This is a genomic window from Pseudomonas nitroreducens NBRC 12694 (assembly GCF_002091755.1).
Lineage (GTDB): Bacteria > Pseudomonadota > Gammaproteobacteria > Pseudomonadales > Pseudomonadaceae > Pseudomonas > Pseudomonas nitroreducens.
Genome location: NZ_BDAI01000018.1, coordinates 1 through 21,531, shown reverse-complemented (window position 1 = coordinate 21,531; position 21,531 = coordinate 1). Strand labels below are relative to the sequence as shown.

General features: G+C 66.7%; 13 protein-coding genes. 8 read left to right on the top strand and 5 right to left on the bottom strand.

Features of this window, described 5'->3' with window-relative positions:
- Positions 1 to 199: 199 nt before the first annotated feature.
- The 8 genes from rsxA to PNI01S_RS26300 all read left to right on the top strand — a co-directional run bounded on the left by rsxA (position 200) and on the right by PNI01S_RS26300 (position 6,953).
- Positions 200 to 784 (top strand): electron transport complex subunit RsxA, encoded by a 585-nt coding sequence (rsxA, locus tag PNI01S_RS26335; protein WP_065084969.1) that lies wholly within the window; start codon positions 200 to 202, stop codon positions 782 to 784.
- Positions 781 to 1,335: an electron transport complex subunit RsxB gene (gene rsxB / locus PNI01S_RS26330; protein WP_084359724.1), complete on the top strand. Its 555-nt coding sequence runs from the start codon at positions 781 to 783 to the stop codon at positions 1,333 to 1,335. The genes rsxA and rsxB overlap by 4 nt, the downstream gene beginning before the upstream one ends.
- The gene (gene rsxC, locus PNI01S_RS26325; RefSeq protein ID WP_084359723.1) at positions 1,332 to 3,656 is read left to right on the top strand and encodes an electron transport complex subunit RsxC; all 2,325 of its coding nucleotides are present in this window, start codon (positions 1,332 to 1,334) and stop codon (positions 3,654 to 3,656) included. The genes rsxB and rsxC overlap by 4 nt, the downstream gene beginning before the upstream one ends.
- Positions 3,653 to 4,693, top strand: a complete 1,041-nt coding sequence (locus tag PNI01S_RS26320; RefSeq protein WP_084359722.1) for an RnfABCDGE type electron transport complex subunit D — start codon at positions 3,653 to 3,655, stop codon at positions 4,691 to 4,693. The genes rsxC and PNI01S_RS26320 overlap by 4 nt, the downstream gene beginning before the upstream one ends.
- Complete coding sequence (rsxG, locus tag PNI01S_RS26315; protein WP_065084966.1) at positions 4,690 to 5,322, top strand: electron transport complex subunit RsxG; 633 nt, start codon at positions 4,690 to 4,692, stop codon at positions 5,320 to 5,322. Before PNI01S_RS26320 ends, rsxG begins: the two co-directional genes overlap by 4 nt.
- The gene (locus PNI01S_RS26310; protein WP_084359721.1) at positions 5,315 to 6,028 is read left to right on the top strand and encodes an electron transport complex subunit E; all 714 of its coding nucleotides are present in this window, start codon (positions 5,315 to 5,317) and stop codon (positions 6,026 to 6,028) included. The genes rsxG and PNI01S_RS26310 overlap by 8 nt, the downstream gene beginning before the upstream one ends.
- On the top strand, positions 6,025 to 6,663 hold the full coding sequence (gene nth / locus PNI01S_RS26305; protein ID WP_037016056.1) for an endonuclease III: 639 nt from the start codon (positions 6,025 to 6,027) through the stop codon (positions 6,661 to 6,663). The genes PNI01S_RS26310 and nth overlap by 4 nt, the downstream gene beginning before the upstream one ends.
- A 107-nt stretch (positions 6,664 to 6,770) precedes the next feature.
- Entirely contained in the window at positions 6,771 to 6,953 is a 183-nt protein-coding gene (locus PNI01S_RS26300) for a PA3496 family putative envelope integrity protein (protein WP_017521020.1), read from the top strand.
- Between the two features lie 76 nt (positions 6,954 to 7,029).
- Here PNI01S_RS26300 and ppnN read toward each other — a convergent pair whose 3' ends face one another.
- From ppnN to PNI01S_RS26275, 5 genes are all read right to left on the bottom strand, one after another.
- On the bottom strand, positions 7,030 to 8,421 hold the full coding sequence (ppnN, locus tag PNI01S_RS26295) for a nucleotide 5'-monophosphate nucleosidase PpnN (RefSeq protein ID WP_024765246.1): 1,392 nt from the start codon (positions 8,419 to 8,421) through the stop codon (positions 7,030 to 7,032).
- A 305-nt stretch (positions 8,422 to 8,726) separates the two neighbouring features.
- Complete coding sequence (locus tag PNI01S_RS26290; RefSeq protein WP_231387666.1) at positions 8,727 to 9,968, bottom strand: HlyD family type I secretion periplasmic adaptor subunit; 1,242 nt, start codon at positions 9,966 to 9,968, stop codon at positions 8,727 to 8,729.
- The gene (locus PNI01S_RS26285) at positions 9,965 to 12,073 is read right to left on the bottom strand and encodes a type I secretion system permease/ATPase (protein ID WP_024765248.1); all 2,109 of its coding nucleotides are present in this window, start codon (positions 12,071 to 12,073) and stop codon (positions 9,965 to 9,967) included. The genes PNI01S_RS26290 and PNI01S_RS26285 overlap by 4 nt, the downstream gene beginning before the upstream one ends.
- Positions 12,070 to 13,491, bottom strand: coding sequence for a TolC family outer membrane protein (locus PNI01S_RS26280; protein WP_024765249.1), 1,422 nt, complete (start codon positions 13,489 to 13,491; stop codon positions 12,070 to 12,072). Before PNI01S_RS26280 ends, PNI01S_RS26285 begins: the two co-directional genes overlap by 4 nt.
- A gap of 389 nt (positions 13,492 to 13,880) precedes the next feature.
- A partial coding sequence (locus PNI01S_RS26275) for a beta strand repeat-containing protein (protein WP_084359720.1) occupies positions 13,881 to 21,531 on the bottom strand: 7,651 nt, incomplete at its 5' end.

The following is a 21,531-nucleotide window of genomic DNA, read 5'->3' as shown; positions in this document are numbered from 1 at the left end:
CGTGAGGGGAACCGATCAGGTTCGGCAGCCGCTGATGTTCCTCCCGCCACCCCTGGCACCGCAACTGATTTCGGGGAGGTACAATTACCGACTTCGCACCTTGTATTCGACCTATGCACTCTCGTCGCCATCAACCCGCCGACCACCGGTCTCCGAGCATGATCCGCCTCCCCTCGCGCCTGGCTGCGAGTGCCCGGCCATGACCGAACTCGCCCTGATCCTGGTCAGCGCCATCCTGGTCAACAATTTCGTGCTGGTGCAATTCCTCGGCATCTGCCCGTTCATGGGCGTGTCGCGCAAGATCGAGGCGGCGTTTGCGCTGGCCCTGGCGACCACCTTCGTGCTCACCCTCGCCTCGGCCTTCAGCTACATCCTGCAGCGCTACGTGCTGCAACCGCTGGACCTGGAATTCCTGCGTACCATCGCCTTCATCCTGGTGATCGCCCTGGTGGTGCAGTTCACCGAGCTGCTGGTGAAGAGGACCAGCCCGCTGCTGGCCCGCGGGCTGGGCATCTTCCTGCCGTTGATCACCACCAACTGCATCGTGCTGGGCGTGGCCCTGCTGAATGCCCGCAAGCCCGAATTCGGCTTTCTGCAGTCCATCTTCCAGGGATTCGGCGCCGGGCTGGGCTTCACCCTGGTGCTGGTGCTGTTCGCCGCCCTGCGCGAGCGCATCGCCATCGCCGACGTGCCCAAGCCGTTCAAGGGCGCGGCCATCGGCATGATCACCGCGGGCCTGATGTCCCTGGCGTTCATGGGCTTCAGCGGGCTGCTCAAGCCATGATCGCGGCGCTGCTGATCATCCTGCTCTGCCTTGCCGGCGCCGTGGCGTTGCGCCTGGCGTCGGCGCGGGTGAAGGTCGCTGACGAATCGATCGCCGTGCAGATCAATGACCTGCTGCCGCAAACCCAGTGCGGCCAGTGCGGTTATGCCGGCTGCAAGCCCTACGCCCAGGCCATCGCCGACGGCGATGCGATCAACAAGTGCCCGCCCGGCGGCGCCGCGACCATCGCCGCCCTGGCCGACCTGCTGGGCGTCGAACCGCTGCCGCTGGACGCCGCCGAAGAAACGCCGCTGCGCGTGGCCTACATCCGCGAAGCCGAATGCATCGGTTGCACCAAGTGCATCCGCGCCTGCCCGGTGGACGCCATCGTCGGCGCCGCCAAGCTGATGCACACGGTGATCGTCGACGAGTGCACCGGCTGCGACCTGTGCCTGGAACCCTGCCCGGTGGACTGCATCGAGATGCGCGACCTGCCGGTAGGCGTCGCCGACTGGAGGTGGCCGCTGCCGCAGGACCGACTGATCCACAGCGACCGGGAGCAGGCGGCATGAACATGCAGGTCTGGAATTTCCCGGGCGGCCTGAGATTGCCAGCCAACAAGCAGCAATCCACCGCCACGCCGATCCAGCATCCGCCACTGCCACGCCGGCTGGTGTTGCCCCTGCAACAGCATATCGGCGAGCCCGCGCGCCCCTGCGTCGAGGCCGGCCAGCGCGTACTCAAGGGCCAACTGATCGCAGAGGCCGGCAGCACTATCAGCGCCGCGCTGCATGCGCCGACTTCCGGTGTCGTGGTCGAGGTGAGCGAGCAGCCTTACCCACACCCCTCCGGCCTGACGGCGCCCGCCATCGTCATTGAAAGCGACGGCGCAGAGGAATGGGCCACGTGTGTGCCCCTGTCCGACTACAGCTCGCTCTCCGGCGTCGAAGTGCTGGAGCGCATCCGCCAGTCGGGCATCGCCGGCCTCGGCGGCGCCGGCTTCCCCACCGCCGCCAAGCTGGCCTCCCGCGCGCAGGACGACCTGCATACCCTGATCATCAACGGCGCCGAGTGCGAGCCGTACATCAGCGCCGACGACCTGCTGATGCGCGAACGCGCCGTCGAACTGGTGGAAGGCATCGAGGTGCTGATGCATGTCCTCCAGCCGCAACAGGTGCTGGTCGGCATCGAGGACGACAAGCCCCAGGCCATCGCCGCCGTGCAGGCCGCCATCGGTGAGCGGAACATCCGGCTGCAGGCGATCCCGACCCGCTACCCTTCGGGCGGCGAGCGCCAGCTGATCCAGGTTCTCACCGGCCGCGAAGTCCCTTCCGGCGGCCTGCCGGCGGACATCGGCATGCTCTGCGTGAACGTCGCCACCGCCGTTGCCGTGGCCGACGCCGTGCTGCGCGGGCAACCGCTGATCTCGCGCATCACCACCCTGGCCGGCGCCGCGCTGGCGCGCCCGTGCAACGTCGAAGCGCTGATCGGCACGCCGGTGGGCGAGTTGCTGGATTTCGCCGGCCTCGATCTCGACAAGCTTGACCGGCTGATCCTCGGCGGCCCGCTGATGGGCGACAGCCTGCCATCGCTCGACGCGCCGCTGCTCAAGACCGCCAACTGCCTGCTGGCCGCCACCCGCGAAGAGCTGCCATTGCCGGCGCCGGCCATGCCATGCATCCGCTGTGGCGATTGTGCGCAGGTCTGCCCGGCCAGCCTGTTGCCGCAACAGCTGTATTTTTTCGCGGAGGATCACGAGCGACTCGTGGCGCACAATCTGTTCGACTGCATCGAGTGCGGCGCCTGTGCCTACGTGTGCCCGTCGAGCATTCCTCTGGTGCAGTACTATCGCGCATCCAAGGCCGAGATCCGCGAACTGGAACAGCGGCAGTTGAAGGCCGAGCAATCGCGCCTGCGCTTCGAACAACGCCAGGAGCGCCTGCGCAACGAAGAAGATCGGCGCGCCGCCGACCGCCTGGCCCGCCAGGAACGCGCCGCGCGTGTGCAGGAAGAACAGCCCGAGATCGCATCGCCGAGCGCGCCCGCCGCGCAATCGGTCATCGAACGGGTGAAGGCCGAGAAGTCCGTGGGCAATGCGCCCGACCAACTCAAGCGTCTGAAGATCGAAGCAAGCATGGCCCAGGTGGCGCTGAAGAAAGCCGAGAAGCAATTGGCCACCCACGACACCGACCAACTGCGCGCCCAGGTGGCCGAATTGCGCATCGCCGCCGAGGAGGCCAAGGCCGCACTGGCGGCAGCCGAATCGGAGGGCACCAACGCCGCGCCGGCGCCATTCGCTGCGCCTGCCTCCAATGAAGCCGCGCTGAAGAAAGCGAAGATCGACGCCGCCATGGCCCGCGCCCAGTTGAAGAAGTCCGAAAAGGCCTTCGGCGAATCCCCCACGGACGAGCAGCGCGCCACCCTCGCCTCCTTGCGTGCGGACGTCGAGCGCATCGAACGCCAACTCAACGAATTGCAGGGGACCGCTGTGCCGACCGACCCGCAAGCCGCTCAGCCCGTCGACGGCGTACTCGCCCTGCGCCAGGCCAAGCTGGCCTACATCACCCAGCGCGATGCCTTGCGCGCCGCTGAACGCGAAGGTGCCACCGCCGAGGAACTGGACGCGATCCGCCTGACCCTCGCTGCCGCGGAAGCCGCCCTGCACGCCGCCGAAGACGCCAGCGGCAAGGCGCCGCCAGACCTCGTGCGTACCGACAAGCGCCCGGTGACAGCCGCCCTGCGCGCCGCCAAGACCGAACTGGCCTACGCCCGTGCCGACCTGAAGAAGCTCGAGCGCGAAGGCGCCGGCTACCACGCCCTGGCCTCCGCCCGCGAACGCCTGCAAGCGGCCGAACGTGCCGTCGCCGATGCCGATGGCGAGGCGCCTGCATGAAGCTTCCTCGCATCAGTTCTCCCCACGCCACCGGCAGCAACCGCACACAGAGGGTCATGCTGACGCTGCTGGCCGCCTGCGCGCCCGGCGCCCTGGTGCTGATCGGCCTGTACGGCGTGGGTACCCTCTTCAACCTGCTCTGGTGCGGCCTGCTCGCCCTCTCCACCGAGGCCGTGATGCTCAAGCTGCGCGATCGGCCGCTGGCATTCTTCCTCAAGGACGGCAGCGCGCTGGTCACCGCCGTGCTGCTCGCTCTGGCCTTGCCGCCTTACTCGCCGTGGTGGCTGAGCGCGGTCGCCACGGTGTTCGCGCTGGTCTTCGGCAAGCACCTGTACGGCGGCCTAGGGCAGAACCCGTTCAACCCGGCGATGGTCGGCTACGCGGCGGTGCTGGTGTCCTTCCCGCAACTGATGAGCCAGTGGCCAGCGCCGGACAGCGCGCTTGGCTTCGGCGAAGGGTTGCGGCAGATCTTCGGCTTCACCAGCCAGGTGCCGGACGCCTGGGTTGGCGCCACCGCGCTGGATGTGGTGCGCAACAACCGCAGCCTGACCATGGAGGAACTGCTGGCGCAGTCTCCGGCCTTCGGCAGTGTCGGCGGGCGCGGCGTGGAGCTGGTAAACCTGGCCTTCCTCGCCGGCGGCCTGTTCCTGCTCTGGCGCAAGCTGTTCACCTGGCACGCGCCGGTGGGCATGCTCGGCGGGCTGTTCGTCATGAGCCTGCTGTTCTGGAACGGCTCCGGCTCCGACTCCCACGGCTCGCCGCTGCTGCACCTGTTCAGCGGCGCGACCATGCTCGGCGCTTTCTTCATCGTCACCGACCCGGTGTCCGGCGCCACCAGCAACCGTGGCCGACTGGTGTTCGGCATCGGCGTCGGCGTGCTCACCTACGTGATCCGCGCCTGGGGTGGCTACCCGGACGGCCTGGCCTTCGCCGTGCTGCTGATGAACCTCGCCGCGCCAACCATCGACGCCTTCACTCGCCCGCGCACCTACGGGCACAAGAAACCCGAGCAGGGTTTCAAGGCAGGTGAGCAATGAACCGCGAACTGCTCAAGAGCGCTCTGGCACTGGGACTGGTCGCGCTGATCGCCACGGGCGTGGTGGCGACCGTTCACCAGCTCACCGCCCAGCGCATCGATACCGCCCAGCGCGAAGCGCGTGGCCGCACGCTGCTGGAGCTGCTGCCCAGGGGCAGCTATGACAACCATCCGCTGGAAACCGAAGTCAGCGCTTTCGATCCCAAGCTGCTGGGCCGCGACGAGCCGGCACCCGCTTACATCGCCCGGCTCCGGGGCCAGGCCACGGCGGTCGTACTCCAGCCCGTGGCACGGGATGGCTATGGCGGCTCGATCCAGTTGCTGGTCGGCGTGACTGCACAGGGCCGCCTGCTCGGCGTGCGGGTCGTGGCCCACCATGAAACACCGGGCCAGGGCGACCGTATCGAACTGGGCAAGAGCGGCTGGCTGCACGGCTTCGACGGTCGATCGCTGACTGATCCGGGCGACAATGGCTGGAAAGTGAAGAAGGACGGCGGCCAGTTCGACCAGTTCGCCGGCGCCACCGTCACCCCGCGCGCGGTGGTCAAGGCCACGCACCTGGCGCTGCAGTACTTCGACGCGCACAAAGCAGAGCTGCTCGCCCCCGCCTCGGGAGAAAACCATGAATGACCCCGGCTACCGCGAAATCGCCCTGCAGGGGCTGTGGAAGAACAACCCCGGCCTGGTGCAACTGCTCGGCCTGTGCCCGTTGCTGGGCACCAGCAGCTCCATGGTCAACGCCCTCGGCCTGGGGCTGGCGACACTCTTCGTGCTGGTCTGCTCCAGCGTCAGCGTCTCGCTGATCCGCAGCACGCTGAGCGAGACCGTGCGCCTGCCTGCCTTCCTGCTGATCATCGCCACCCTGACCACCTGCATCGAACTGCTGATGCAGGCCTGGCGCTTCGAGCTGTACCAGGTGCTGGGCATCTTCGTACCGCTGATCACCACCAACTGCGTGATCCTCGGCCGCGCGCAGACCTTCGCCTCGCAGAACAACCTGGCACGCTCGGCCTTCGACGCGCTGATGATGGGGCTGGGCTTCGCCCTGGTCCTGCTGATCATCGGCACCCTGCGCGAACTGCTCGGCCATGGCACCCTGCTGGCCGGCATGGAGCTGCTGTTCGGCCCGGCCGCCGCCGGCTGGACAGTACGGGTCCCCGGTTACCAGGGCCTGCTGCTGGCGGTGCTGCCGCCCGGCGCCTTCCTGGTGCTGGGCCTGCTGATCGCCCTCAAGAACCGTATTGATGAAAGCCTGGCGGACCGCGCCAAGGCGCAGGCGGGCAACGTACCCGCCACCGAGCGCCAGCGCGTCCGCGTGACCGGAGTGATCGAATGAATGCCGCCAAGCGCGCGGAGATTTTCCGCCGACTCAAGGAAGACAACCCCAACCCCGAAACCGAACTGGCCTACAGCTCGCCCTTCGAGCTGCTGATCGCGGTGCTGCTCTCCGCCCAGGCCACCGACGTGGGGGTGAACAAGGCCACCGCCAAGCTCTACCCGGTGGCCAATACCCCGGAAGCGATCTACGCCCTGGGCGTGGAGGGCCTGTCGGAGTACATCAAGACCATCGGCCTGTACAACAGCAAGGCGAAGAACACCATCGAGACCTGCCGCATCCTCATCGAGAAGCACGGCGGCCAGGTGCCGGAGAACCGTGAAGACCTGGAAGCCTTGCCCGGCGTGGGCCGCAAGACTGCCAACGTGGTCCTCAACACGGCTTTCCGACAGCCGGCGATGGCGGTGGACACCCATATCTTCCGCGTATCCAACCGCACCAACATCGCGCCGGGGCGCAATGTGCTGGAGGTGGAGCGCAAGCTGCTCAAGTTCGTGCCCAAGGAATACCTGCTGGATGCGCACCACTGGCTGATCCTGCATGGACGCTACGTCTGCAAGGCGCGCAAGCCGCAGTGTGGCAGTTGCCGGATCGAGGACCTGTGCGAGTACAAGCACAAGACGTCGGACGATTGAGCGTTATGGGAAAATTCCTTCAGGCTGATTGAAAAAATCTTTTTTACCGCCCACTCCTTTGTCGCTATAAGGGGCGCCAACACACCCCGTGTTGTGGAGTGCACCGAATGGCAAACGACAAAGAAGACCTCGAACTCGAGGACGATGTCAGCACAGACGACAGCGATGACGGCGCAGAAGCCACGGCAGAGGTCGCCAAGACCAACCTGACCAAGCGCCGCATCATCGATAACTACCTGGAAGAGCGTCGCCTGCAGCGCCAACTGTCCGACTACGATTTCGATCTGTAAGCCTCTCCTGAACGTAAAGCCCGAATGAAAAAGCCCCGCATCCTGGCGGGGCTTTTTGTTTTTCGTTCCTACAGGTTCACACCGACACTCCGGAGCGCTGCACCACCCGGTAACAAGGCTCGTACGCTGCGCCGCCCGGCAGCTTCATCCGGTGCTGCTCGACGAACGCCTGCAACAGCGCATCGAGCGGCTCCATGATGGCCGCGTCACCGTGGATCTCGTACGGGCCGAACTCCTCGATCATACGGATGCCGCGATCCTTCACGTTGCCCGCGACGATGCCGGAGAAGGCCCGGCGCAGGTTCGCCGCCAGCTCGTGGGGCGGCACGTCGGGCCCCAGGTCCAGGCCGGCCATGTTCTCGTGGGTCGGTTCGAACGGACGCTGGAAGCCTTCATCGATCTTCAGCAGCCAGTTGAAGTGGTAGGCGTCGTTGCGTTCGCGACGGAACTGCTTGACCCGCTTGAGGCCCGCGCTCATTTCCCGCGCCACTTCCGCCGGGTCGTCGATGATGATGCGATAGCGCTTCTGCGCCGCCTCCCCCAGGGTCGCCCCGATGAAGGCATGCAGCTGCTCGATATAGGCCGCCGCGCTGCGCGGGCCGGTGAGCACCAGGGGGAACGGCATGTCCTGGTTCTCCGGGTGCATGAGAATGCCCAGCAGGTAGAGGAACTCCTCCGCCGTGCCGACACCGCCGGGGAACACGATGATGCCGTGGCCGACGCGAACGAAGGCCTCCAGGCGCTTCTCGATATCCGGCAGGATCACCAGTTCGTTGACGATGGGGTTCGGCGCCTCGGCGGCGATGATTCCCGGCTCGGTCAAGCCGATATAGCGGCCATCGGTGATGCGCTGCTTGGCGTGGCCGATGGTGGCGCCCTTCATCGGCCCCTTCATCACGCCGGGGCCGCAACCGGTGCAGACGTCGAGGCTGCGCAGGCCCAGCTCGTGGCCGACCTTCTTGGTGTACTTGTACTCGTTGGTACTGATCGAATGTCCGCCCCAGCAAACGACGATCTTCGGCTCCACGCCGGCATGCAGTGCACGGGCATTGCGCAGCAGGTGGAAGACGTAGTCGGTGATGCCGGCCGAGCTGTCCAGGCCGAAACGCCGGCTGTTCAGCGCATTCTGGGTGTAGACGATGTCGCGCAGGGCGCTGAAGAGCATCTCGCGGGTGCTGGCGATCATCTCGCCATCGACGAAGGCGTCGGCCGGCGCGTTGAACAGTTCCAGGCGCACGCCGCGATCCTGCTGGTGGATTTCCAGTTCGAAGTCGCGGTAGGCGTCGAGGATGTGCTTGGCGTTGTCGATCTGCGTGCCGGTGTTGAGGATGGCCAGGGCACACTGGCGGAAAAGCTTGTAGGTACTGCCCGAGCCCGCTTCGCTGAGCTGGTGCACTTCACGTTGGGAGAGGGTTTCGAGGCTGCCCTTGGGGCTGACCGAGGCATTGTTTACCGGTCTTGGGGACATGCTGTATTCCTTGACGATGGAAGCCGGGCGCCTGGGCGCGGGGTCTTCCGATAGATCGATGCGGCCGTCCATTCGGCCGTCATTGCCGGGTGCGTCGCGGCGGGGATTCTCCGGCCCGCAGCGCGCTCCTGCTGACTGTGACAAGCGAATGGCGGAAACTGCTTCCGCAATCGACGTGTCCGACGTCGATGCCTCTTGAGTATGTACCCTGCGCTGACTTTCTGATGACAGTCAGCAAAGAAAAACCCCGCCGGGGAGGCGGGGTTTGCAGCCATCGACGCAGGTCATCGCCTGTCACCCCGGGCTCAGCGCTCGCGCAGCGCCTCGCGGGCCTTGTTAAGCGGCTTGAGCAGATAGTCCAGGATCGTCTTGTTGCCAGTATGGATATCGACCGTGGCGATCATCCCCGGCACGATGCCGAAGCGTTTGCCGTCCTTGTTGGTCAGGTGGTCGACGTCCGTGCGGATGAACACCCGGTAGTAGAAGACCTCGCGTTTGACCTCGTCCTGAATGGTGTCCGGCGAAATGGTCGTGACCTTGCCGTGCAGGCCGCCGTAGATCGAGTAGTCATAGGCGGTGATCTTCACCGTGGCGTCCAGGCCGGGGCGGATGAAGGCGACGTCGCGCGGCGAAATGTGCGCCTCGACCAGAAGCTTTTCGTCCACCGGGACGATTTCCATCAGCTTGCCGTCCTGCGGAATGACGCCGCCGACCGTGGAGACCTCGATGTCCTTGACGATACCGCGTACCGGCGACGTGAAGGTGGTGCGATGCAAGGCGTCCGAGCGGCCGCGGGTGACCGAGCTCTGAGCCTCAATCTCGGCATTGGCCTTGGCCAGGTCTTCGCGGGCCTTGACCACATACTGCGTCTGCAGCTCGGTGGCCTTGCGCTGCAGTTCGTTGGCCTGGCGCTTGAGGCGCAGCACTTCCACGTCACTGGCAGCTCCGCGCGCCACCAGCGGCTGAGTCATGGCCAGCTCGCGGCGCACCAGTCCCAGTGCATCGTTGATGCCCGCGAGGTTCTTCGCCAGGCTGTCCTTGCGCGAGTGGTAGAGCGCAGTCTCGCTATTCACCAGGTCGGGGAACGTCTGTACGTCTTCGGGGAAGGCCAGCGGCGTCCCGTTGACCTCGGCAGACAGTCGCGCGGCCTCGGCCTTGGCAGCCCGCATGCGCGAGGCACTCTCCTCCACCGCCGACTCGCTGCGGGTACGGTCGAGCTGGGCGAGGACCTGACCGGCCTCGACCAGATCGCCCTCGTGAACCTTGAGCGAGACCAGGATGCCGCCTTCCAGGGACTGGATGACCTGTTCGCGGGAAGACGGCACCACCTTGCCGCTGCCGGTGGAGACTTCATCCAGGGAGAACAGGCTGGCCCATACGGCAAAGGCACCGAGCATGGCCGCGATCAACCACACCACCAGGCTCGAGCGCGGCAGCGGCGGCTCGGCCGGGGCCCCGCGCTGGTGCGCGCGGGCTGTGGAAACAGTGGTCGGCGGGATGGCCGGCGGGACATCCGCCTTGGCCACCGGGAGCTTGAGGTCGGTCATTGGGTCAGCTCCTTGAGAACTTTGTCTTTGGGACCGTCCAGCACCACACGCCCGTTGTCGATGAGGATGATCCGGTCGACCCATTTCAGGACCGGCATGCGATGGGTGGCAACCACCAGCGTGCGCGGCGCCATCCATGGCCCCATGGCGTCGATCACCTGACGTTCGGTCATCTCGTCGAAGTTGGCGGTCGGCTCGTCGAGCAGCACGACGGACGGATTGCGGATCAGCGTGCGCGCCAGCAGCAGGGTCTGGCGCTGGCCACCGGACAGGCCCTGGCCGCCCTCGAGGATCACCTCATCGAGGCCGTCGGGCAGTGCCTGCACGAAGGACAGGGCGCCGGACAGGGAGAGCGCCTGGGTGATCATGGCGTCACTGGCCATCGGCGCGCCGAGCAGGATGTTTTCCCGGATGGTGCCGTAGAACAGCCGCGAGCTCTGCGGCAGCATCGCCATGTCGCGGCGCACGTCGGCGGTGTCGATCATCGCCAGGTCCAGGCCATCGAGCGAGACGCGGCCTTCCTGTGGGCTGTGCATGCCCGAGAGCAGGTTGAGCAGGGTCGACTTGCCGGAGCCGATGCGGCCGAGGATGGCGATCTTCTCACCGGCGCGGATCTGCAGCTGCGGCACCACCAGCGCGGGGCGCTTGTCGTTGTCGCCGTAGCGGAAGCTCACGCCGTCGAGCTGGTAATTGCCATTGAGCGCCGCGCGGTGCACCCGGCGGGCCCGTTCGGGCTGATCCACCGGGCGGCTCATGAGCTCGTCCAGGCCCTTGCGGGCGACCTTCGCCGACTGCCAGCGGGAAAATACCGAGGCCATCTGCGCCAGCGGCGAGATCATCCGTGAGGCGAGGATCGACGAGGCCACCAGGGCACCGGTGGTCATGTCGCCCTGCATCACCAGGTAGCTGCCCAGGGCCAGCACCAGGGCATAGACAATGCCCTGGACTTCCTGGGTCCAGCTCATCAGCAGGCTGGTGAGGAAGCGCTGGCGCATGCTGATGCCAGCGGACACGTCGTTGACGTTGTTCCATTGGTTCTGGAAGCGCGCCTCCGCGCGCAGCAGCTTGATGTCCTCGATACCCTGCACCGCCTCCACCAGCATGGCGTTGCGCAATGCGGACTCGCGCATGCCCTCGTTGGACAGGCGTTCCAGCGGCTTCTGGATCAGCAGGCCGGGGATGACCAGCAAGGGAATCGCGCCCAGGGCGACGAACATCAGGGGGCCGCCGACCATCCACAGCACCACCAGGAACAGCAGGAAGAAAGGCAGGTCGGCCAATGCCCCGACCGTGGTCGAGGTGAACAGCTCACGCACCTGGTCGATCTCGCGCAACTGCGAGATGAACGTGCCGGTGGAACGCGAACGCGCCGAATTGCGCAGTCGCAGCGCGCGGCCGAAGACCACATCGGAGATGCGCAGGTCTGCACGTTTGCCGACGGTGTCGGAGATATGCGTGCGCGAGACGCGCAGGCAGAACTCGAAGACGATCGCCAGCATCACCCCGCCGAACAGCACCCACAGGGTCGCTTCGGAGTTGGCCGGGACCACCCGGTCGTAGACCTGCATGGAGAAGATCACACCGGCCAGGGCCAGGACGTTGGCCACCAGCGAAGCGAGCATGACATCGCCGTAGCGCTTCCAGTCGCGCAGGGCGATGTTCCAGAACCAGTTGCGCCGGTATGGACGGATGTACTGGTCGACGCGCGCATCGGGCACCGCCACCTGCGGACGCAGGATCGCCACGCGACGCACGCGCTGGCGGAACTCCTCTACACCGATACGGGTTTCCAGGCCCTTGTCGCCACTGAACAGCACGCCGAGGTTACCCTCGCCGTCGATGGTCTGTACGACGCAGACGCTGCCATCGTCGAACTCCGCAACCAACGGCAAACGCCAGGCGTCGAGCAGCTCGAGCGAGAGTTTGCCGAAGCGCAGGGCGAGTCCCAGGCTCTTGGCCATGTGCAGCAGCATCAGATCCGCGGAAGCGCCCTGCTCCCAGGCCAGAGCCACGCGCGCGCCCTCTTCGGAGACACCGATGCCATAGTGGCGGGCGACGGCGAGCATGGCATCCAGCCAGCGCGCGGAGTGCGGGGTCAGGCTCATGGCAGCACCTCCATACCCTGGACGCTGGTGTAGTTCAGGCCATAGAACTCGCGGCTGAGGCCCTGGGCGTCGATCAGGCCGACCTGGCCCAGCCAGAGGTCATGACGCACCATTTCCTCGTCAGAGAGTGCCTGGTAGTACTCCTGCTCGGTATTGAGCAGGTCGAGGATCGAGCGGGTGCCGAGCTTGTACTGCTCGCGGTACAGCTCGCGCGACTCGTCGAGGTTACGCTTGCGGCTGCCGAGCACGCCCAGGCGCGCGCGGTTGCCGATGATCTGCTCGCGCATATGGCGCATCTGGTCGCTGGCCGACAGGCGCGCATCCTCGATGCGTTGTCGCGCAGCTTCCAGGGCGTTGGTGGCGGCGCGGACCTGGGCGCGCAGGCCTCCGCCCTGGTACAGGGTGGAGGTGAAGTTGAGGCTGATGCTGTTGTCGCTGCCATGTCGCTCGTAGGTGCTGGGGTTGTCACCACTCAGGGCCTTGGTGCTGGCGGCTTCGATGCTCACGGTCGGCATGCGATCAGCCTTGGCCACCCGCAATTGCGCCTCGGCGGCCTGGCGCTCGGCCTCGGCGGCCAGGACGTCGGGCAGCAGGCTGGTATCCAGGCGTCGGGCGAGGTCGACGCGAGCTGACTGGTCGTCGGAGAGCGCGGTGATCTCACCGGAAACTGCCCCCCCGACAAGGGTACGCAGGCGTTCCTGAGCCTGGTGGTACTGCGAGCGGATCTGCAACTGGTTGGCACGCGCGGCGTCGACCCGGGCCAGCGCCTGGATCGGGTCGGAACGGCTGGTGACACCGGCACCGGCGCGGTCCTGGGTCATGGCATAGACACGCTCCATCGCGCTCACCTGCTCATCGGCGATGCGACCCAGCAGGCGATAACGATGCAGGTCGATGGTCGCTTCTGCGGTCTGCCGGGAGATCAGGTCGATCTGCTTGAGGACCAGGGCTTGCTGCCGGCGCGACTGTGCCTGGGCGCCGTCGACGCTGCCGGCGACCTTGCCGAAGTCGTAGAGCAGCTGCGAGACCGACAGCGAAGCGGTCTGGCTGGTGCCGTTCTGCGTGGTGTCGCCACGCCCCAGGCCCATTTTCACCTGGGGGTAATAGCCGGAACGGGCCATGGCAATCCCATCGCCTTGTTGCGCCAGGGTGGCGACGGCATCGGCGATGGAGGGGTGACGGTTGACCGCCATCTGCACGGCGTGATTGATGTCCAGCAGGCGGCGCGCGGCCGGCGCGTCGAGTTCAGGCGTGAGGCGCTGGCCGCCGGTCTGTTCGATCAGATGGCTGGGAGCCAGGCTGCGCTGCTCGGGGCTGCTGGCGCCGAACCAGCCGTCATCAAGGACGCCCGCGAGCGTTGCGGTGGAGAAGCTGGCCAGGCTGAGCCAGGCCAGGGGTCCGAATTTCCAGGCGTTCACCGAGGGCCTCCCGGAGTCAATTGAGGCGCGCCGGTACGGTCTTCCGTGCTCGTCGGAGGGGAACTCATCCTGGAGTGCCAGCGCGCGTTGGATACGCGACGTTCGTCTGCAGCACCCTGGAGGGCGTGGAGAGAGGGGCCTGCCAGCGGCCGCCGGAGGGCTGTGCTGGGGGATACCCGCTGTAGAAGAAGGCCGCTCAGGACGGCCTGTTGCGAATCGTCCGGGTCATTATCTGGAGCCGGCTGCCGCACATGAATGAGACGTTTCCTAAACGACAAGCGCCCAACCGGCGGGAGGCGCTGAGCACCCCGCCGGTCAGGCAAGAGAGTCGCGGCCGGTAGCGGGACCCAGGGGCTCTGGCCGCGTAGCGCCCCTGGGCCGGGTCCTCGTCAGACCACGTTGATGCCGTGCTGGATCAGCAGGTCCGCATTGGTGTTGCTCCCCATGCTCGCGTTGTGCCAGATGTCGTAGTCGACGCCATTCACGGTCTTGCTGCCACTGACTTCCCAGCCGCCGGAACCGACGGTTTCGGCCAGATCCACGGTGGAAGTGCCGTCGCCCTTGATCATCAGGTTGGGTACCTCGACGCTGGTGGTATCGACCTGCTTAAGGACATCCGACAGTCGCAGCGAGAGGGTGTTGTTGCCGCTGCCCTCCTGGCTGCTGCCCAGGTCGAAGATCTCGAAGCCCTTGACCCGCGTGCCGTAGCTGGTGAGATCCAGCTGCAGGCCGGAGGCCTCGAACTTGAGGGTATCGATGCCCAGGCCACCGTCGACCCGGGTGAAGGTCGTCCCGACCAGACCGATGGTGTCGTTGCCGGCACCGCCCATGGCCACGTCATGCTGCACGCTGGTATCGGTGGTACCAGTGGTGTCGGTACCGATGCCGTGGATGATGTCGTTGCCCTGACCGCCGCTGATGATGTCCACCCCGTTGTTGATGGCGGACGCTCCCGGGCTGGTGGTGCCGGCCCAGATTTCGTCGTCGCCGACGGTGTAGCTGTGGGTCAGCAGCGCGATGGAGCCGCTGTAGATGTTGTAGCCGCCCGCGTTGGTCGCGCCGGTGTCGCTCTGCCAGACGCCATAGCCGTAGTCGGCGATGCCGTCGCCATTCCAGTCGCCCATGGCCAGGCCGGTACCGGCGTAGTCATTGGCGTTGGCGCCGGTGTACTTCACTGCCAGGCCGGCCGCGACCAGCGCATCCAGGTCGGTGTTGGCGTCGAAGCTGCCGTCGGCACGGCCGTAGACCAGGTACACCGCACCACGGTTGGTGACGCCATTGTCGTAGCCGGGCATACCGATCAGGAAGTCGTCGATGCCGTCGCCGTTGACATCGCCGCCGGAGCTGACGGCATAGCCGAGCATGCCGTCTGCGGTGGTCTTCGAGCCGCCGATGGCGGTGCCATTGCTGCTGCTGGAGATGATGAAGCCGTCGGTGCCGTTCAGGTTGCCCAGATTGATGTCGCCCCAGGCTACCCCGCTCTCCTTGCCGTAGATCACATAGACGCGGCCCGGTGCGGTGGTGTCGGAAGCCGAGTCGCCCCAACCCGGCGAGCCGATCGCGAAGTCCTCGATGCCGTCACCGTTGATGTCACCGATGTTCTGGATCGAGGAGAATTCGGCATACCACTGGCCGGCGTTCTGCGCCGCTCCACCCTGGTCATAGGTCGCCCCGCCGAGCCACTCGCCGGCTTCCGCCCCTACCAGGCGCACGCCCTGGTCAGGGGTCAGGTTGGCCAGGTTGTAGCTGTTGCCCAGGCCGTCGGCGCTCCCCCAGATCAGGTAGGCGGTGCCGCTGTTGGTGATGGTGCTGCCATTCAGGCCATTACCACGCGGTGCGGTCACGATGTAGTCGGCATATCCATCGCCGTTGACGTCACCGATGACCTTGATCACCGAGCCGAGGTCGGAATCGGCGTCGGGCGCGTAGGTGGTGCGCACGTTGGTCTGGTTCTCCACGCGCGAACCGAGGGTGGAAGAAGTCGCACCGGTGGCGTAGTACAGGCCACCCGGATCTGCGTCGCTGACGTAGTTGCGCAGCAGCAGGTTGCTCCAGGCGGAAGAGCCTGCTGCGCCTGCATGGCCATAGAGCACCACGTACATGCCGTTGCCACCGTTGCCATCGGCCGAGCCGATGATCAGGTCGGCGTAGCCATCGCCGTTGATGTCGCCACCGCTGATGTTGTTAGCCGGCCAGCCACCGGTGTTGTTGTTCTTGATCACGAAACCATTGGCGGTGGCACCGTTCTCCAGACTCAGCAGGTCGAGGGTGCTGAGGGTGTTGCCCTCCCGGCCGAAGATCACGTAGGCGCGATCGTTCAGTGTGCCGGTGATGGCGAAGTCGTCGTAGCCATCGCCGTTGATATCGCCAAGGTTGGTGACCAGTTGTCCCTGGATACCGACGTCGGCGCCGGTGCCGGTGACCCCGGTCTGCTTGATGCGGAAGCCCTGGTCCGGAGTCAGGTTGTCGATATTCTTCAACGACGGCAGGCCATTGGCGCTGCCGTAGAGCACATAGATGTCCGACTGGTAGGCCGCGGTGGAACCGTAGATGTCATGCGGTGCGGAGACCACGAAGTCTTCGTAGCCGTCGCCGTTGAAGTCGCCGATGGAAGACATCGACAGCCCCAGACCGTCGGCGGCCTGTGTACTGGAAGCCACCGATGGCGTCCCGGCCACGTCGATGACCAGCCTGGCATCGGCACTGTTGTCGAGCAGGCCGACCTGCGAGTGGTTACCCGCCTCGTCCACCAGCACCGCCTTCAGGTTGTAACTGCCATCGAACATCGACGGCAACGTCACGTTGAAGGTGCCGCCGGTCCCGTTCACCGTCAGTGCCAGGTCCTGGGCGTAGATGACATCGCCCTCGCCATAAACACCATCGCCGTTCTTGTCGTCGAACAGCATCACGGTGATCTTGCCCGCCGCGGCTGCCGCCGCGTCCGCGGCGGAGAGACCGGCGACGGTGCCGGTGAAGCTCGGCGTCATAACGCTGGTCTTGTTGTCGCTAGTGCTGCTGCCGTTATCGCTGGCGGTATCCAGGTCGAGCACGAAACTGGTGAAGGTCGGCGCCAGGGTATCGATGCTCAGGTCGTGCTGAGCGCTCTGGCCGATATTGCCGGCGTCGTCCACCACCCGCACGACCACGGTGTAACTGCCGTCGGCGATCACGTTAGTGGTGTTGTCGAAGCGCCAGTCCGTTCCGGAGACCTCGGCACGCTGCCAGGTCTGGCCGCCGTCCAGGCTGATCTCCACGCCTTCGCCGTCACCGAGCGCAACGCCCAGCTTGCCGGAGAACACCAGGGTGTTGTCGTTGGTGATGAAGTCGTTGCCCTGGGCGCCATTGTCGTCGCTGATGGCATCGAGGGTGATGGTCTTGTCGGCGCCTGGGCCGTCGGTGTCGATCACTACGGTGTGGCTGGAGCTGTTGCCGACGTTGCCGGCATCGTCGACCACCCGCACCTGCACGTCGTACTCGGCGTCGCCCAGTACGTTGCCGGTGTTGTCGAAGCTCCAGTCGGTGCCGTTGACCTCGACCCGCTGCCAGGTCTGGCCACCGTCGAGGCTGATTTCCACCCCTTCGTCGTCCGCCAGGTTCTGGCTCAGATGCCCGTGGAACAGCAGCGTGTTGTCGTTGGTGACGAAGTCGTTGCCGAGGTAGCCGTTGTCGTCGCTGATGTCATCGAAGCTGATGGTCAGGCTGGCGGACGGTCCCTGGGTATCGATCTGTACCGCCTGGCCGCCGGCCAGGCTGACGTTGCCTTCGCTACCGACCACGCGGGCCATGAACAGATAGTCGCCATCATCCATGACCGAGCCGCTGTTATCGAAGACGTAGGTGCCATTGCCCTGGTCGACGGCATCGTGCCAGGTCTGGCCGCCGTCAATCGAGATCTGCACCTTGTCGCCGGCGTTGAGCTGCCCGTCCACCGCGGCGCTGACCACCAGGGTGTTGTCGTTGGTGATGAAGTCGCCGCTGTTCAGGCCGTTGTCTTCGGAGATGCCGCTGACCGTCGCCAGGGCGTAATGAGCGCTGCCGCTGTCGCTGCTATTGCTGGCGGCGTCGGTGGCTACGGCGCTGACTTCACCGCTGCCCTGGGCAGCGGCACTGGTGGCGCTGTAGCTGCCCGCGGCGTTGGCGGTAACGGTCTGCTGCGAGCCATCCGGGAAGGTCACGGTGACCTGGCTGCCGGCCTCGGCGCTGCCGCTGACCACCAGGGTGCCGTCGGCATTGGCGTTGACCAGCACGCTGGGCGCCAGCGGCGCGGTGCTGTCGGCGTAGTCCGCGGAGGCGGACGCGCCGGTGTTGCCGGCCGCGTCGGTCGCCGCGGCGCTGACTTCGCCCGTGCTCTGCGGGACGTGGGTGGTGACGCTGTAGCTGCCGTCAGGACCGGCAGTCGCCGTACCGGTGGTGCCACTGGGGAAGGTCACCGTGACGGTGCTGCCCACCTCGGCCATACCCGTCACGGTCAGGCCACCATCGGCGTTGACCGCGATGTTCACGCTCGGCGCAGCCGGCGCGGTGGTGTCGGTGAAGTCGGCCGTCGCTGCCGGGCCCGCGTTGCCCGCCAGGTCGGTGGCGCTGGCGCTGACTTCGCCACTGGGCTGGCCAACCGGCGAGGTGACGCTGAAACGACCATCGGAACCGGCAATCGCCGATCCAGTGGTGCCATCCGGGTAGGTGACAGTGATGGTACTGCCAGCTTCGGCGCTGCCGCTGACGGTAACGCTGCCATCGGCATTGTTCACCAGCGCGTCAAGCACCGGCGCCTGCGGCAGGCTGGTGTCCGTGTACGTGGCAGTGGTGGCCGAGCCGTCATTGCCGGTGGCGTCGGTTGCCAGTGCACTGACTTCGCCCGAGGTCTGCGGTACGTGGGTGGTGACGCTGTAGCTGCCGTCGGTACCGGCGAGCGCCGTGCCGCGGGTGCCATCCGGGAAGGTGACGGTGACGGTGCTGCCCGCTTCGGCCGTGCCCGCCACGGTCAGTCCGCCATCGGCGTTGGCAACGACATTCACGCTCGGCGCGTCCGGCGCGGTGGTGTCGGTGAAGGGGGCGATGGTCGATGGGCCAGCGTTGCCGGCGGCATCGCTGGCGCTGGCACTGACCTCACCGCTGGGCTGGCCGACTGGCGAGGTGAGGCTGAAGCGGCCATCGGGACCGGCGGTGACCGATCCGCTGGTGCCATCCGGGTAGGTGACGGTGACGCTGCTGCCCACTTCGGCGCTGCCGCTGACGGTGACGCTGCCGTCGGCATTGTTCACCAGCGGATCGAGTACCGGCGCCAAGGGCGCGGTATTGTCGGTGTAGGGCTCGACCGTCGACGCACCGGCGTTGCCGGCGGCATCGGTGGCGGCCGCGCTGACCTCGCCGCTGGTCTGCGGTACATGGGTGGTGATGCTGTAGCTGCCATCGGAACCGGCGGTTGCGGTGCCGGTGCTGCCATCCGGGAAGGTCACGGTCACGGTGCTGCCCGCTTCCGCCGTGCCCGCGACGGTCAGGCCGCCATCGGCATTGGCGACGACATTCACGCTCGGCGCCAACGGTGCACCGGTGTCGGTGTAGTCCACCGTGGCCGCGTCGCCAGTATTGCCGGCGCCGTCAGTGGCGGTCGCACTGACCTCGCCGCTGGTTTGCGGAACCGTGGTGGTGACGCTATAGCTGCCATCGGAACCGGCGGTTGCGGTGCCGGTGCTGCCGTCCGGGAAGGTGACGGTGACGGTGCTGCCCGCCTCCGCCGTGCCCGCCACGGTCAGGCCGCCGTCGGCGTTGGCGCTGACATTCACGCTCGGTGCCAAGGGTGCGTCGGTATCGGTGTAGTCCACCGTCGCAGCGTCGCCGGTATTACCGGCGGCATCGGTGGCGGTCGCGCTGACTTCACCCGTGGTTTGCGGAACCGTGGTGGTGACGCTGTAGCTACCGTCACTGCCCGCGGTTGCCGTACCCGTGCTGCCGTCCGGGAAGGTGACGGTGACGGTGCTGCCCGCCTCTGCCGTGCCTGTCACGGTCAGGCCGCCATCGGCGTTGGCGCTGACGTTCACATTCGGCGACTGCGGCGCGCCGGTGTCGGTGTAGTCCACCGTGACGGCACCGCTGGTATTGCCGGCGCCATCAGTGGCGGTCGCGCTGACTTCACCGGTGGTCTGCGGCACTGTGGTGGTCACGCTGTAGGCACCGTCGCTACCCGCGGTTGCCGTACCCGTGCTGCCGTCCGGGAAGGTGACGGTGACGGTGCTGCCCGCCTCTGCCGTGCCTGTCACGGTCAGGCCGCCGTCGGCATTGGCGCTGACGTTTACGCTCGGTGCGTCCGGTGCGGTGGTGTCGGCGAACTCGCCGGTGGCCGACGGACCGGTATTGCCGGCGGCGTCGGTAGCGTTGGCAGTGACATCACCAGTGGGTTGTCCCGCCGGCGAGGTGATGCTGAAGGCGCCATCGTTGCCCGCGACCACGGAGCCGGTGGTGCCGTCCGGGAAGGTGACGGTCACGGTGCTGCCCGCTTCGGCGCTGCCGGTGAGGGTGACGCTGCCGTCGCCGTTGGTGACCAGTGGGTCCAGCACCGGTGCCAGCGGCGCGGTGCCATCGGTGTACGACTCGACGGTCGCTGCGCCGGTATTGCCAGCGGCATCGGTGGCGCTGGCGCTGACGTCACCGCTGGTTTGCGGAATGAGGGTGGTGACGCTGTAGCTGCCATCGGTGCCCGCGGTCGCTGTGCCGGTGCTGCCATCCGGGAAGGTCACGGTGACGGTGCTACCCGCCTCTGCCGTGCCCGTCACGGTCAGGCCGCCATCGGCATTCGCCGTCACGTTCACGCTTGGCGCCAGCGGTGCGCCGGTGTCGGTGTAGGCCACAGTCGCCGCAGCGCCGGTGTTGCCGGCGGCATCGGTGGCGCTGGCACTGACGTCACCGCTGGTTTGCGCAGTCGTGGTGGTGACGCTGTAGCTGCCGTCGTTGCCGGCCGTGGCCGTCGCCGTGCTGCCATCGGGGAAGGTCACGCTCACGCTGCTGCCCGGTTCGGCGCTGCCGGCAACCGTCAGGCCGCCGTCGGCATTCGCCGTCACGTTCACACTCGGGGCCTGCGGGCCCTGGGTGTCGGTGTAGCTCTCGACGGTGGGCGCGCCGGCATTGCCAGCGGCATCAGTCGCGCTGGCGCTGACCTCGCCACTGGTCTGTGGCACATGGGTGGTGATTTCGTAGCGACCGTCGCTGCCGGCGGTCACCGAGGCAGTCGAGCCGTCCGGGAAGGTCACGGTCACGGTGCTGCCGGCTTCCGCGCTGCCGCTGACGGTCAATCCGCCATCGTCGTTGGCGCTGACGGTTACGCTCGGCGACTGCGGAGCGGTGCTATCGATGTAGCCCACGGTGGTGTTGTCGCCCACGTTGCCTGCCGCATCACTGGCGCTGGCGGTCACCTCGCCGCTGGTCTGCGGCACGTTCGTGGTGATGCTGTAACTGCCATCGCTGCCCGCCGTGACGGTGTCGGTGGAACCATCGGGGAAGGTCACTGTGACGGTCGTGCCCGGCTCGGCACTGCCACTTACGGTCAGGCCGCCGTCGGCATTGCCGAAGACATTCACGCTCGGCGCATCCGGCGCGGTGGTGTCGGTGTAGCTCTCGGTCGCCGAGTCGCCGGTATTGCCGGCCTCGTCGGTGGCATTGACGCTGATCTCACCGCTGGGCTGGTTGTCCGGCGAGGTGATCGACCAGGAGCCGTCTTCACCCGCGACCACGGAGCCGGTACTGCCATCGGGATAGGTCACGGTGACGGTGCTGCCCGGTTCGGCGCTGCCGCCCACGGTAATGCTGCCGTCGTCGTTGGTCGCGACCGGATCGAGGACAGGCGCTTGCGGCGCGGTGCTGTCGGTATAGGTCCGGGTGGCGGCATCGCCGGTGTTGCCGGCCGTATCAGTGGCGGTCGCGCTGACCTCGCCGCTGGTCTGCGGCACGTGGGTGGTGATGCTGTAGCTGCCATCGCTTCCCGCCGTGACGGTATCGGTAGAACCATCCGGGAAGGTCACGGTGACGGTACTGCCCGCTTCCGCGCTG